General features: G+C 68.7%; 13 protein-coding genes and 3 pseudogenes. 11 read left to right on the forward strand and 5 right to left on the reverse strand.

Annotated features, from left to right (window positions below; genetic code table 11):
* Window positions 1-43: 43 nt before the first annotated feature.
* The 4 genes from LG388_RS12695 to LG388_RS12710 all read left to right on the forward strand — a co-directional run bounded on the left by LG388_RS12695 (window position 44) and on the right by LG388_RS12710 (window position 4,154).
* Window positions 44-1,156 carry an S-(hydroxymethyl)glutathione dehydrogenase/class III alcohol dehydrogenase gene (locus tag LG388_RS12695; RefSeq protein ID WP_225783098.1) on the forward strand — a complete coding sequence of 371 codons (1,113 nt, stop codon included), beginning with the start codon at window positions 44-46 and terminating at the stop codon, window positions 1,154-1,156.
* 9 nt (window positions 1,157-1,165) lie between these two features.
* On the forward strand, window positions 1,166-2,002 hold the full coding sequence (gene fghA, locus LG388_RS12700; RefSeq protein WP_225783099.1) for an S-formylglutathione hydrolase: 837 nt from the start codon (window positions 1,166-1,168) through the stop codon (window positions 2,000-2,002).
* A 353-nt stretch (window positions 2,003-2,355) separates the two neighbouring features.
* Window positions 2,356-3,357 carry a DUF72 domain-containing protein gene (locus LG388_RS12705; protein WP_225783100.1) on the forward strand — a complete coding sequence of 334 codons (1,002 nt, stop codon included), beginning with the start codon at window positions 2,356-2,358 and terminating at the stop codon, window positions 3,355-3,357.
* A gap of 317 nt (window positions 3,358-3,674) precedes the next feature.
* Window positions 3,675-4,154 carry a TfoX/Sxy family protein gene (locus LG388_RS12710; RefSeq protein WP_225783101.1) on the forward strand — a complete coding sequence of 160 codons (480 nt, stop codon included), beginning with the start codon at window positions 3,675-3,677 and terminating at the stop codon, window positions 4,152-4,154.
* Between the two features lie 8 nt (window positions 4,155-4,162).
* Here LG388_RS12710 and LG388_RS12715 read toward each other — a convergent pair whose 3' ends face one another.
* Both LG388_RS12715 and LG388_RS12720 read right to left on the reverse strand, forming a co-directional pair.
* A complete protein-coding gene (locus tag LG388_RS12715) occupies window positions 4,163-5,299 on the reverse strand; it encodes a porin (protein WP_225783102.1) in 1,137 nt (378 codons plus the stop codon).
* A gap of 319 nt (window positions 5,300-5,618) precedes the next feature.
* Window positions 5,619-6,146, reverse strand: coding sequence for a gluconokinase (locus LG388_RS12720; RefSeq protein ID WP_225783103.1), 528 nt, complete (start codon window positions 6,144-6,146; stop codon window positions 5,619-5,621).
* Between the two features lie 53 nt (window positions 6,147-6,199).
* On the opposite strand from LG388_RS12720, the gene LG388_RS12725 reads away from it, so the two are divergent.
* Window positions 6,200-6,880, forward strand: coding sequence for a 3'-5' exonuclease (locus tag LG388_RS12725; protein WP_225783104.1), 681 nt, complete (start codon window positions 6,200-6,202; stop codon window positions 6,878-6,880).
* Between the two features lie 130 nt (window positions 6,881-7,010).
* Here LG388_RS12725 and LG388_RS12730 read toward each other — a convergent pair whose 3' ends face one another.
* The 3 genes and pseudogenes from LG388_RS12730 to LG388_RS12740 form a co-directional block, all read right to left on the reverse strand.
* Entirely contained in the window at window positions 7,011-8,099 is a 1,089-nt protein-coding gene (locus LG388_RS12730) for a PA0069 family radical SAM protein (protein WP_225783105.1), read from the reverse strand.
* A gap of 76 nt (window positions 8,100-8,175) precedes the next feature.
* Window positions 8,176-9,214 (reverse strand): annotated as a pseudogene (locus tag LG388_RS12735) (IS1595 family transposase).
* Window positions 9,215-9,295: 81 nt separating this feature from the next.
* Complete coding sequence (locus tag LG388_RS12740; RefSeq protein WP_225783106.1) at window positions 9,296-9,532, reverse strand: hypothetical protein; 237 nt, start codon at window positions 9,530-9,532, stop codon at window positions 9,296-9,298.
* 176 nt (window positions 9,533-9,708) lie between these two features.
* Here LG388_RS12740 and LG388_RS12745 point away from each other — a divergent pair.
* The 6 genes and pseudogenes from LG388_RS12745 to LG388_RS12770 form a co-directional block, all read left to right on the forward strand.
* A pseudogene (locus LG388_RS12745) lies at window positions 9,709-10,155 on the forward strand (leucyl/phenylalanyl-tRNA--protein transferase); the annotation flags it as partial.
* 78 nt (window positions 10,156-10,233) lie between these two features.
* Window positions 10,234-10,656 (forward strand): hypothetical protein, encoded by a 423-nt coding sequence (locus tag LG388_RS12750; RefSeq protein ID WP_003060859.1) that lies wholly within the window; start codon window positions 10,234-10,236, stop codon window positions 10,654-10,656.
* Between the two features lie 66 nt (window positions 10,657-10,722).
* Entirely contained in the window at window positions 10,723-11,118 is a 396-nt protein-coding gene (locus tag LG388_RS12755) for a hypothetical protein (RefSeq protein ID WP_225783107.1), read from the forward strand.
* 24 nt (window positions 11,119-11,142) lie between these two features.
* Window positions 11,143-12,558 carry an ISL3 family transposase gene (locus LG388_RS12760; RefSeq protein ID WP_003060862.1) on the forward strand — a complete coding sequence of 472 codons (1,416 nt, stop codon included), beginning with the start codon at window positions 11,143-11,145 and terminating at the stop codon, window positions 12,556-12,558.
* A gap of 2 nt (window positions 12,559-12,560) precedes the next feature.
* A pseudogene (locus LG388_RS12765) lies at window positions 12,561-12,893 on the forward strand (leucyl/phenylalanyl-tRNA--protein transferase); the annotation flags it as partial.
* Between the two features lie 50 nt (window positions 12,894-12,943).
* Window positions 12,944-13,678 carry an arginyltransferase gene (locus LG388_RS12770; RefSeq protein WP_225783108.1) on the forward strand — a complete coding sequence of 245 codons (735 nt, stop codon included), beginning with the start codon at window positions 12,944-12,946 and terminating at the stop codon, window positions 13,676-13,678.
* The last annotated feature ends 4 nt before the right edge of the window (window positions 13,679-13,682 follow it).

Below are 13,682 nucleotides of genomic sequence, written 5' to 3' on the forward strand. Positions count from 1 at the left end.
GGCGGCATGCCCCGCATGACGCCCCACCCAGGAGCCCCCACCCATGAAATCCAGAGCCGCTGTCGCCTTCAAGGCCGGAGAACCCCTGCAGATCGTCGAGATCGACGTGGCACCACCCCAGAAGGGCGAGGTGCTGGTGAAGATCACGCACACGGGCGTGTGCCACACCGACGCCTTCACCCTCTCGGGCGACGACCCCGAAGGCATCTTCCCCGCCGTGCTGGGCCATGAAGGCGCGGGCATCGTGGTCGAGGTCGGCGAAGGCGTGACTAGCGTCAAGCCCGGCGACCACGTGATCCCGCTGTACACCGCCGAATGCGGCGAATGCCTGTTCTGCAAGAGCGGCAAGACCAACCTGTGCGTGGCCGTGCGCGCCACCCAGGGCAAGGGTGTGATGCCCGACGGCACCACCCGCTTCAGCTACAACGGCCAGCCCGTCTACCACTACATGGGCTGCTCCACTTTCAGCGAGTACACGGTCGTCGCCGAGGTTTCGCTGGCCAAGATCAACCCTGACGCGAACCCCGAGCAGGTCTGCCTGCTGGGCTGCGGCGTGACCACGGGCCTGGGCGCGGTCTGGAACACCGCCAAGGTGCAGGAGGGCGACACGGTGGCCGTGTTCGGCCTGGGCGGCATCGGCCTGGCGGTGGTCCAGGGCGCGAAGAAGGCCAAGGCCGGCCGCATCATTGCCGTGGACACCAACCCCGACAAGTTCGCGCTGGCCAAGACCTTCGGCGCCACCGACTGCGTGAACCCCAAGGACTTCGACAAGCCCATCCAGCAGGTCATCGTCGAGATGACGGGCTGGGGCGTGGACCATTCCTTCGAGTGCATCGGCAACGTGAACGTCATGCGCGCCGCGCTGGAGTGCGCGCACCGCGGCTGGGGCCAGAGCGTGATCATCGGCGTGGCCGGCGCGGGCCAGGAAATCTCCACACGCCCCTTCCAGCTGGTGACGGGCCGCAAGTGGCTGGGCACGGCCTTCGGCGGCGTGAAGGGCCGCAGCCAGCTGCCCGGCATGGTCGAAGACGCGATGAAGGGCGAGATCCAGCTCGCGCCCTTCGTCACCCACACCATGCCGCTGACCGGCATCAACGAAGCCTTCGACCTGATGCGCGAGGGCAAGTCCATTCGCTCCGTGGTGCACTACGCCTGAGGCTGCAGCATGGAGCGCGTTGAACAGCACGCCAGCTTCGGCGGCCGGCAGGAGGTGTGGAAGCACGCCTCGTCCACACTGGGCGTGGAGATGAAGGTGGGCGTGTACCTGCCGCCCGCCGCCCTGCGTGGCGACACCTGCCCGGTGCTCTACTGGCTCTCGGGCCTGACCTGCACCGAGCAGAACTTCATCACCAAGGCCGGGGCCCAGGCGCTGGCCGCGAAGCACGGCTTCATCGTGGTCGCGCCCGACACCAGCCCGCGCGGCGAAGGCGTGGCCGACGACCCGGCCTATGACCTGGGCCAGGGCGCCGGCTTCTATCTGAACGCCACGCAGGCGCCGTGGGCGCCGCATTTCCGCATGCAGGACTACGTGGCGCTGGAGCTGCCGGCGCTCATCGAGCAGCACTTTCCGGCCAGCCAGGCGCGCGGCATCTTCGGCCATTCGATGGGCGGCCACGGCGCACTCGTCACGGCCCTGCGCCACCCGGGCCGCTACCGGAGCGTGTCGGCCTTCTCCCCCATCGTCGCGCCCACGCAGGTGCCCTGGGGCCAGAAGGCTTTCACCGCGTACCTGGGCGAGGACCGTGCGGCGTGGAAGGCGTGGGATGCCGTGGAACTGGTGAAGACGGCGCAGGAAAAGTTGCCGCTGCTGGTGGACCAGGGCGAAGCCGATGAATTCCTGGCGGGCCAATTGCGGCCCGAGCTGCTGCGGGCCGCCTGCGAGGCCGCGGGCCATGCGCTCACCTTGCGCCTGCAACCGGGCTACGACCACAGCTACTACTTCATCGCCACTTTCCTGGGCGATCACTTCGCGCACCATGCACGCGGCCTGAGCGCTGGCTGACCCCTTGCCCGCCCGGGCCGCCGCCTGGGCAGGGCGCGCTGCCGGCGTGGAGCCCGGCGCGGCCATCCGCCGCAACCGCCACGGCGATCCGGCGCGCTCCTACATGGCGTTCGTGTCGGGCCCGCCATCGTGGCGGCTCGCCGCCTGCTGCTGCCCTGCGGGGGATGGCTCCGTGACGAATCTTCCCTGCGCCCTCCTCCTTCTTCCCAAATGCCGCGGCTGTCGGCCGGCGGGATCGCACGCGTGCCACCAGAAGGCCCGCTCCCACTGGGGCGCTCTTGCGGGCCGGGTTCGCGGCGGTGACACGGCCGCCCGCCAGGCACACGGGCGTCTGGGCCTGTCGAGGTCGGCGCTTGGCTCGACGGGCTGAAAGCCGAGCGACGTCGCCGGCCGGCAAGGGGCGCGGCGACATCCGCATCGGCATTTCCGGCTGGCGCTACGCCCCGTGGCGGGGGCGCTTCTATCCGCGCGGCCTGGTGCAGCGCCAGGAACTGGCCTATGCCTCCCGGATGCTGCCGAGCATCGAGCTCAACGGATCGTTCTATGCGCTGCAGCGCCCCGCGTCCTACCAGGCATGGCACGACGAGACGCCGGAGGGCTTCGTGTTCGCGGTCAAGGGCTCGCGCTACATCACGCACATGCTGCAGCTCGACGACATGCGCACGGCGCTGGCGAACTTCCTGGCGTCGGGCGTGCTGGCGCTGGGGCGCAAGCTGGGTCCGTTCCTCTGGCAGCTGCCGCCGCGCATGCGCTTCGACCCGCAGCGGATGGAGAACTTCCTCGCGCTGCTGCCGCACGACGCAAAGGCCGCGCTGGCCCTGGCGCGCGCACACGACGAACGGATGAACGGCCGCACCTTCCTCCACGCACCGCGCGGCCTGCGGCTGCGCCACGCGGTCGAGGTGCGCCATCGCAGCTTCGTCGACCCCGCCTTTATCGCCCTGTTGCGCCGGCACGGCGTGGCGCTGGTGGTCGCCGACACGGCGGGGCGATGGCCCCTCGTGGAGGACCTGACGGCGGACTTCGTCTACATCCGCCTGCACGGCGACAAGGAGCTCTACGCGAGCGGCTACGGCGACGCCGCGCTCGACCGCTGGGCCGCGCGCATCCGGGCCTGGCAGGCCGGGCGGCAGGTGGCCGATACGGCCCTGGCCTCGCCCATTGCCGCGCGGCGCGGCAGGCGCGACATCTACTGCTATTTCGACAACGACACGAAGGTCCACGCGCCCTACGACGCGGCCCGCCTGGCCCAGCGCCTGGGCCTTCCCACGGGCCTGGGTGCCGACGGGCGGTTTGCCGACGCGGGGAATGCCGGCGGCATCGAACGGGCAGCAGCGTCCAGCGGCAAGCCCTGAGTTCGCGCGCTGCGCCCACCGGCCTGCCCCTGCAGCGGTCCATCCCTGGCCATGCACCAGCGGCCTGGCCGATCACATCGGGCACCGGGCGAAGGCCGGGGCCTGGAGAGCGCCGGCCGGGCGGCGCCGACCGCGGGCAGCAGGCAGCAGGCAGCGGGCAGCGGGCAGCGGGCAGCGGGCAGCGGCACAATGGCATTCCCCGCTCGACGGTCCGTGCTGCATGGGTGCCGGGGACGGCGAAAGCGTGGCATCGGACCCGGGCCCCGCCACGTCGAGATCACGGCCTGAACACCTGACACCTCTGCCCCTCGGACCTCATGAGCCAGTTCGCCGACAGCCTGCACGAAGTCTTCGCCGCCCTCGGCCCGGTGCAGATCCGGCGCATGTTCGGCGGCCATGGCGTTTTCCATGACGGCCTGATGTGCGCGATCGTGATCCGCGACACGCTGTATCTCAAGTGCGACCCGCAGACGCAGCCGCACTTCGAGGCGCTAGGCCTGGAGCCCTTCAGCTACGAGCGCCAGGGCAAGCGCCTGCCGATGTCCTACCGGCTGGCGCCAGAGACGGTGTTCGAGGACCGTGCCGACGCCGCCCTGTGGTCGCGCCGCGCCTTCGAGGCGGCGCTGCGCGTGGCCAATGCCAGGCCGCCGGCCGCACCGAAGCGCAAGGCGGCGGCTAAGAAGGCCCCGGCCCGCACGAAGGCGGCCGCGAAGGACGCCGCGAGGCCGGCCGAGAGGACGCCCGCGAGAGCGCCCATGAGAGCGCCCGTGAAGGCGCGGCGCGGGAAGGCCGCCTGAAGCCGCACTCAGAATGCGTGCGTCATGCCGACCGCATAGCCCAGGGCCGAGCGGCGGCCCTGGTCATCGGTGAACCTCCATTGCACGCGTGACAGGTCCGCGAACAGGCGGGTGCGCCTGGACAACGCGTAGGCATAGCCCACGCTGACCTGGGTGATCGGGCCCGAGTGGTGCGTGCCGGCATCGGCAAACGTGCTGCCGATGTAGTTGAAGCCATCGGTCGCGCCCTGAAAGTCGCGCGCGTAGCCCAGCTTGAAGCTGGACGCGCCCACCGTGTAGATGCCGCTCAGCGTCAGCGCCGTGCGCTTGGCGTGGGGCTGGCTGGCGCCTGCCCAGTTGGTCCAGGCAGCGCCGAAGATCTCGCCCTCGCGGTTGAGCTTGACATGGCTGTAGCCTGCCATGAGCTGCAGTTGCGGCAGCAGCTGGTAGCTCGCCCCGACGAAGGCCACTTCGTCCTTCTGGCTGTTGCGCTCCAGGCCGACCATGGCCGACAGCGGGCCGGACTGGTAGCGGACGGCGCCGCTCAGGCCGCGCGCGAGGTCCTGCTCGTCGCGCTGCACGGCGGCCGAGACATGGGCGCTGAAGCCGTTCCAGGTCGGCGAGTCGTAGAAGATGCCGTTGTTCAGGCGGCTGTACTCGCGCGTCTGCGGGTTCGACAGATAGTCGGGCGCGAAGGCGAACCATTGCGGCGAAGCGATGCGGTCGTTGTTGTACCAGGCGTCATAGGCCCAGGAGAGCTCCCACAGCGGCGTGAGCGCCCGACCCAGCCGAACGGCGCCGAAGCCGCCCTTGAGGCCCACGGTGGACTCGGCTTTCCAGTACGGCCGTTGCGCGTCCGAGTCTTCCTGCGTGCCGGTGTCCACGTCGAAGCGCGTGTTCAGCTTGAAGGTGGCCGCCAGGCCGCCGCCCAGATCCTCGGTGCCCGAAAACGCCAGATTGCTGCGGCCGATGGTGCCCAGGTGCGTGGTGCCGCCGGTCTTTCTGCTGACGCCGATGTCCAGCGTGCCGGAGATGGTGACGCTGGACTGCGCCTGGGCCAGGCCGGCCAGGGTCAGGCCGGCGGCCAGCAGGGCCAGCGGTCGGACCGTCGAGCGCAGGGCGCGGCGAGAAGAAAAACGAGGAAGACAGCGGGATGCCAGAGTCATGCGAATAAAAATGCGCGCAGGGGCGCAGACTGAGGCCGGAATTACAAAGACCTGCAGCACCGGGCGGGGCCGGCATGCAACCCTTCGTCCCGGACCGGGGCGGAAAGGCACGTGGCACGCAGAACCCAAGCAGGTCTGCAGCGCCACGCAAGGCGGACTGGCGCTTTCGCAGTCATCGCGCAGCGATGCACCAAAGGCCAGGGGGACAGGGCACAGGGCGTGCCCCAAAGACAGCCCGCAAGGCGCGGGCCGGGTCTGATTGTAACTGCCTGCTTCTTGAGCAATGGATCCGGCGGGCGCGGCGGGCCCGCCCGGGCGCTCAGGGGCGGCTCGGTCCCGCCATCGTCGCCAACCAGTCCCGGACGGTCTGCACCGACACCGCCAGCGGCGCCCCGGCGCCCACCGTCAGCACACCGGCCTCGCCCTCGGGCGACTCCAGGGTGGCGAACTGGCTGGCGACCAGGCTGGCCGGAAACATGTGGGCCCCCGCCCGCTCGGCCACCCGCCGCTGGGCTTCTTCGGCCTCGATGCGCATGAAGACGAAGCGCAGCCCCGGCGCCGCAGTGCGCAGCTGGTCTCGGTAGGCTCGCTTGAGCGCCGAGCAGGTCAGCACCGCGCCCTGCGCATGGCCTTGCAACCGCTCGCCCAGCGTGCGCAGCCAGTCCTCACGGTCTGCGTCGACCAGCGGGATGCCCGCGCGCATTTTGGCGATGTTGGCCGGCGGGTGAAAATCATCGCCTTCGATCAGCGGCAACGCCAAGGCCTGCGACAGCGCCAGGCCCAGGCTGGACTTGCCGCAGCCCGACACCCCCATCACCACCATCCGAAGCGGCTGCTCGTCTTGCATGGCCTGCACTGTAGCGTGCGCCGCCGCCTCTGCCGCCCTGCCCTGTCGTCTTGATGAACACTGCGCGCCTCCTTTCGCCCGAAGAACGCCCCGCGCCGGCCCGTGCGCCGCACGCATTGCGCCCGCCGCGCCCTCTGCCTCCTTCGCGCGAAGAGATCGCGGCCCTGCCGCCTTTCGAGCCGCTGCCGCTGGGCCGGATCGCGCGTGTGGCCAGCGCGGAGGCCGCGGCACAGGCGCGGGCACAGATCCGCAACCACGCCTGGCTGGGCTTCGACACCGAGTCCAAGCCCACCTTCCGCAAGGACGAACACTCCACCGGCCCGCACACCTTGCAGCTGGCCAGCGCGGAGCGGGCCTGGGTGATCCAGCTGATCGACCCGGCCTGCCGTGCGCTGGCAGCCGAACTGCTGGCGGATGCGTCGCTGCAAAAGGTCGGCTTCGGCCTGGACGGCGACCGCACGCAGATCCGCGCACAGCTCGCCATCGAGCCGCAAGGCGTGCTGGACCTGGACACCGTGTTCCGCCGGCAGGGCTTTCGGCAGAGCATCGGGGTCAAGACCGCGGTGGCCCTCGTGTTCGGCCAGCGCTTCACCAAGTCGCGCAAGCAGAGCACGACCAACTGGGCCGCGCCGGTGCTCAGCGAGGGGCAACTGCGCTATGCGGCCAATGACGCCTGGGCGGCCTTGCGCGTGGCGCAGGCGCTGGGCATCGTGCCGGCCGCGGCGCACGGCTGAAGAAGCCGCTTGCGCCGCCACGCCCAGGGCGGCGCTCAAGCACGGCGTCCATGTGCTGAAACGTCCGCAGGAAGCCGCTCGATGCGCGCCTGCAGGCCGTGCCGCAACGGGATCCCGCTGACAGGCGGTCTCAAAACAGTTCGCCCTGCCCCAGGTCACCGCGGGGCCGGAACGCCTCGGTCCCCAGCAAGATGCGCTCGCGGTTGAAGCCCAGCCGGTGCGTGGCCTTCTGGAAGCGCTGGCGGATCAGCTCCGCCCACAGGCCGTCGCCCTTCATGCGCGTGGCGAAATCCGCGTCATAGTCCCGGCCGCCGCGCATGTCGTGGATGCGCGCCAGGATGCGCTGGGCGCGCTGCGGATAATGCAGCTGCAGCCATTCGCGAAACAGCGGCGCCACCTCCCAGGGCAGGCGCAGCACCGTGTAGAAAGCCGAGCGCGCGCCCGCTTCCCAGGCGGCTTCCAACACCTGCTCCATGTCTTCGTTCACGAAGGGAATCTGCGGCGCCACGCTCACGCCCACCGGCACGCCGGCCTGGGCCAGCGTGCGGATGGTGCGCAGCCGCCGCTGCGGGGCGGCGGCGCGCGGCTCCAGCTTGCGGGCCAGTTCGCCATCGAGCGTGGTGACGGTGATGTAGACCGCGGCCAGGCCCTGCGCGGCCATCGGTGCGATCAGGTCGAGGTCGCGCTCGACCAGGCTGGACTTGCTGACCAGGGCGAAGGGATGGCGCGCGTCGCGCAGCACCTCCATCACCGCGCGCGTGAGTTTCAGTTCGCGCTCCACCGGCTGGTAGCAATCGGTCGCGGTGCCGATGGCGATCTCGGCCGGCTGGTAGCCGCGCCGGGCGATCTCGCGCCGCAGCAGATCGGCGATGTTGCGCTTGGCGATCAGCTTGGTCTCGAAGTCCAGGCCGGGCGACAGGTTGAGGTAGCTGTGCGTGGGCCGCGCGAAGCAGTAGATGCAGCCGTGCTCGCAGCCGCGGTAGGGATTGAGCGAACGGTCGAAGGGGATGTCCGGCGATTCGTTGCGGCTCAGGGCCGAGCGCGCGTCCTCGAAACGCAGCTCGGTCGCGGGCGGGCGCGGCGCGGCGGCCTCGTCGTCACCGAGCGACGCCCAGCCGTCGTCGAAGGCCTGCCGCGCCTCGCTTTCGAAGCGGTGCGCCAGGCGCGAGGCCGCACCGCGGCCCTTGATGGCTTGCAGAGGAATGAAGGTATCGCCCACGCGACAACTGTATATTCATATGGGGTATCCAATTAGCTCCAATTCGAGCCAACTGCTGGATGTTCATACAGCCATCCTACTCCGAGTTGGCAACCACGGGTTGCCGACTGACGACATCGTTGTAAGTGAGCGGATCGGTGATGACGGCTTGCTGCAGCAGCCGGTAGAACAGCAGACCACGAGAGCCGGAGGTCCGCCGGTTGAAGCGGAAGACGAACTCGTCCAGGTAGGCGTCGAGATGGCCCGGCTGGACAGCGCCATGGTGGGTTCCGAGGATCCATCGCTTGACCAGCGATGCCACGCGATGGACGCCGACCATGGAGACGTGAGCGGGAACGTCGGAGCCCAGCATGACGGTGCGCTGGTGGGTGTAGCCGCGCTGCGTCAACGAACGGTAAGCCGCCGAGCCGTCGGTCCTCACCACGGAGCCTGGTTCGATGTTCGCCTCGACGAATGGCACGACGCAGACGTCCGCGTCGCTGTCGACGCGCTGCAGCCGGATGCGGCCGAACCCCTTGGGCTCATGCACCTCCACGGCTATGGCGATGAGCACCTTGCTGGTGTTGTTCTTGCGCTTGGCCTTGGAGATGGGCGCTTCACGGTCGGTGATCGCCAGGTAGGTTTCGTCGACCTCGACCAATCCGCCCAGCCGCTCCCGATCCAGGCGGACCATCGCCTTGCGGAACCGATGCAGCATCGTCCACGCTGTCTGATAGCCACCCAGCCCCAGCACCCGCTGTAGGCCAAGCGCGCTGACCCCCAGCTTCTGGTTGGTCACGTACCAGGCGCCAGCCAGCCACACCCGCAGTGGCGTGCGCGTCTTGTCGAAGATCGTGCCTGCGGTGACCGTACTCTGATGGCCACAGTCTTTGCACAGCAGCCGACCGCGACTGACGCGTGAAGGCGAGGATGCGACTGCGCAACGCGGGCAGACGAACCCCTGCGGCCAACGCAACGCCTCCAGGTAGGTGAGGCAGGCCTCCTCAGTCGGAAAGCGGGCGAGAAATTCGCTCCACGTGCGCGGATAGGGGTTGACTCCGCCGGAGTCGATTGCTGTATATTTATCCAGCACTTTTTGGGCATCCTGGAGCTAACAGGATACCCCATATATTCATACAGTCTTTCTGGCAATGCATCGTCTTGCGGATCCCTGGACCGCAGGCGCGGAATGCAGGAGAAAGAGAAAGAGGAAGGGCTCAGCGCCGGCGCGCCGGCAGCGGGAAGCGGCGCAGCATCTGGCGCCCCAGCGGCGTGATGGCCGTGACGGTGGCCGGCGGCTGGTGATACCCTTCGAGCGTGCGCACGGGCCTGGGCACCTCGGCACGGATGTGGCCGGCCAAGGCCAGCAGGCGCACCCCGTCGACGTCCTGCCCGTCCGTCACCGAGACGGGCAGGCGCTCCAGGGCGAGGCGATGCAGCAGTTCCATGGGCATGCGAAGCAGTATGCGCGTGCTGGTGAAGAAGCCGCCAAAAGGACGTTCAAGAGCTCGAATCCCGTGCATATTGCGCAGTTGCGCGGCGCTGGCCGGCCCGGGCAGGCATGTTGTCCGGCAAGGCTGCGCGCAGCGCATGGCGAAAATCCCGGCCTTTCCCGCCTTCGCGCCGACCCTTGACCCACCCGTCCGCTTCCCTGCCCTGGCTGCTGCCGGGCGATGATTTCCCGCCCCTGGAAAGCGCCTGGGGTGCACAAGACCCTGCCCCGGGCCTGCTGGCCGGGGGCGGGGCGCTGGACGTGGCGACCCTGGTCAACGCCTACTCGCACGGCATCTTTCCCTGGTACAGCGGCAACCAGCCGATCCTCTGGTGGAGCCCGGATCCGCGAATGGTGCTCCCGACCGCCGAGTTCAGGCTGCACCGGTCGCTGAAGAAGACGCTGCGGCGCTTCCGGGAGACCGAGGGTTGCGAAGTCCGTGTGGACCAGGACTTCGAGGGGGTGCTGCGCGCCTGTGCGCAGGCGCCGCGCCACGGGCAGTCCGGCACCTGGATCGGTCCCGACATGATCCGCGCCTACGCCGAGCTGCACCGCGCCGGCCATGCGCACAGCTTCGAAACCTGGGCTCTCCGGAATAACTTGTGGAACAGGTGACCATGCAGTATCCTCCTGAGTCGGATTTTCGTGTGGAAAGGAAACCAAGTGAAACTGCATCCTAAGACCGCCGCCCTTGTGGACCGGTTCGCCGCAGCTCTGAAGGAAAAACTCGCCGCCGCAGAGGAGAAGTACGGCTACTCCGACGGGTGGGCGACTGACGACTGGATGGGCGAGTGTCGCAAGGAACTGCGGAAGCACGTTGCAAAAGGGGACCCACTGGATGTGGCGGCCTACTGCGCATTCCTGTGGCATCACGGCGAGGCGACCACCGGCCCATGTCCGCACGCAGACTACTGCAACGAGACGGGCTCCTGCGCGAACGGATGCGATGACCGGATGCCTCGGCTGACGGACCAAGATGTGGCCGACTGCTTGGGTCGGTCGTTCGATGCGGCGGGGAATATCCTGCCCAGCACCTTCGCACGCGAGGTTCTCCGGGCGGCTCAAGTCTTGGTCCGAGAGAAGTGAATTGACTGCCTTTTTCTTCATCTGCGCAGCCCTGTACTGCGCGTGGTTCATCCTGAGGTTCCTGCTATGAACGAGAATTACGAGGGCGCGCTGGCCAAGATTGACGCTGCAAGGAAACTGGCCCGGCAGACGATGGGGAAGCATGGCAAAGAGGAGGTGTGCGACCCGCCAATGGGCATCGACACGCCCCAGAGGCCGGCGCTGCCGGCTTGGCAGGACGTGTTGGGCGCTGCCGAGCAGCTCGTCCGGCAGAAGCCCGCCTTCCCCAAGTACATCAAGGGCACGGTCTTGGAGAACGATGTGCCGGTGTGGATTGCCACCTTCACCCAGCAAATGCTGGTGCGCGAGCTGTCTCGCATCCGGGCTGTCATCGCTTCCGACCGCTGTGACGGTGATACCGACTACGCAGCGGGAGCCAACGCCGCCCGAGCCAAGTACCTCGCCGCCATTGACAAGCGGTGACCCCATCCACACGACAATCCGGGGATGACGGACATCCTCGACCTGAAGGGCTGGACGGTGCTGGGTCGCACCGAGGAGGACGGGGCGGACGTGCTGGAGGCGGAGTACCCGCTGCCCATGCCTACCGCCTGCCCAAAGTGCGGCACCCTCGACTGCATCTACCGGCACGGCACCAAAGCTACTACTTACGTCGACATTCCGATGCGCGGGAAGCCGGCCAAGCTGCGGGCGAAGGTCCAGCGATACCGGTGCACCTCCTGCAAGGAGACCTTCCTGCAGCCGCTGGGCGGCATCTTGGAGGGCCGGCGCATGACGGAGCGCTGCGCCACCTACATCAAGGCCCACAGCCTGCGGGACACCTTCACCCGCATCGCGGAGAACGTGGGGTGCGACGACAAGACGGTCCGGACGCTGGGGGCGGAGTACATGGCCGAACTGGAGGCCAGCCACCGGCCGGAGATGCCAGACTGGCTGGGCATCGACGAGACCCAAATCGACGGGAAGATGCGCTGCGTCCTGACGGACATCGGGGAGCGCCGCATCCTCGACATGCTGCCGGACCGGGACAAGGCGACCTTGGCGGGGTGGCTGCACCGGTTCAAGGACCGGCACTGGGTCAAGGGCGTGGCCATCGACATGTGGCGGCCGTACCGGGACGTGTCGCACCAGATGTTCCCTGGCCGACCGGTGGTCATCGACAAGTTCCACGTCGTCCGCATGGCGAACTACTGCATGGAGCGGGTCCGCATCCGGCTCCAGAAGCAGCGCAAGGCTGGCGAGCGGCGCCTGTGGCTCCAGTCCAAGGCGATGCTGAACATGCGGTACGCCAAGCTGGCCGAGAAGGGCCGGTTCAATCTGGACATGTGGCTGGCCAACGAGCCCGAGCTGGCCGCCGCCTACGGGCTGAAAGAGGCGTTCTACAACATCTACGACCTGCCCAAGGCGCAGGCCGTGGCGGCCTTCGACGCCTTCCCGGGGACCATCCCAGCCAGCCTGAAGGCGGACTTCAAGACTCTCACGACCGCCATGAAGAACTGGCGGACGGAGATTCTGGCGTACTTCGACCACCCCATCACCAACGCCTACACCGAGGCGCTGAACGGGGTCGCCAAGACCATCAACCGGCAGGGCCGGGGGTACACCTTCGAGGTGCTGCGCGCCCGTCTCCTGTACGGCAAGGGGCCGCTGGAGCCGTGGCGGCTGGCGACCGTCTACCCTGCCAACCCCACCCAGTTGCAGCTCCTGAAGCGGGAACAGGGCAACCGGTGCCAGAGCTGCGGCTGCGAGCTGGGACGGACCAAGGACGACAAGGCGAACGTGGTCGTTCTGGTGCGCGGCAACACCCGCCGGCAGCAGCTCATTTGCGGGCTGTGCAACGTCGGTTTCCACACGGAGGCACTCAATCACCGGAAGCCTCCTTCAACACAGAAATCCGGATAGCCGAAACCTGGATGCACGGCGAGTGCGTGGGCGGCCTCTACGTGGTGAGCGTGGGCCGCGCGGTGTTCGGCGAATCCATGTTCGCGCATCGCACGGACGCCTCGAAGATCGCACTGGCGGCGCTGGTGGCCTTCAGCCGACGCCACGGCATTGCCGTGGTCGACTGCCAGCAGAACACGGCCCATCTGGCCAGCCTGGGCGCGCGCGAATGGCCACGCGCGCGCTTCGCGGCCCACATCGGCCGCGCGCGCGCCCTGCCCGCGCCGCCGGCCTGGCGCTTCGAGCCCGCCGACTGGGAATTCGTCCTGGCGCCGGGGGCCTTGCCCTTGGCCTGATTCGTCGCCACCATGGCGCTCAGCCCTGCCGAATCCGTTGCCTTCGCTCCATGACCAAACCCCAGGAACTGCCGCTGCAGACCCTGCAGTTCTACGCCACGGCGCCCTACCCGTGCAGCTACCTGCCCGAGCGGCAGGCGCGCTCGCAGGTCGCGACGCCCAGCCACCTGATCCACAGCGACGCCTACTCCGACCTGGTGCTGCGCGGCTTCCGTCGCAGCGGCCTGTTCACCTACCGGCCGTATTGCGACGGTTGCCGCGCGTGCGTGCCGTTGCGCGTGCGTGTCGATGACTTCGCGCCCACGCGCAGCCAGCGCCGCGCCGCCCGCAAGCACGGCAGCCTGCACGCGCGCGCGCTGCGCCTGGGTTTCATGCCCGAGCACTACCAGCTCTACCTGCGCTACCAGAACGGCCGGCACGCTGGCGGCGGCATGGACCAGGACAGCATCGACCAGTACACCCAGTTCCTGCTGCAAAGCCGCGTGAACTCGCGGCTGGTGGAATTTCGCGAGCCCGCCGCCCCGGGCCAGGCCGGCGCATTGCGCATGGTCAGCATCCTGGACGTGCTCAACGATGGCCTCTCGGCCGTCTACACCTTCTACGAGCCCGACGCCGCGGCCGCCTACGGCACCTACGGCGTGCTGTGGCAGATCGAGCAGGCCCGGCGGCTGCGGCTGCCCTACGTGTACCTGGGCTACTGGATCGCGGGCAGCAGCAAGATGGATTACAAGGCCCGTTTCGGCCCGCACGAGCTGCTGCGCGAGGGGCGCTGGGAACCGGCGTGACGGC

Source organism: Xenophilus sp. Marseille-Q4582, from assembly GCF_916700565.1.
In the GTDB taxonomy this organism is placed as follows: domain Bacteria; phylum Pseudomonadota; class Gammaproteobacteria; order Burkholderiales; family Burkholderiaceae_C; genus Xenophilus.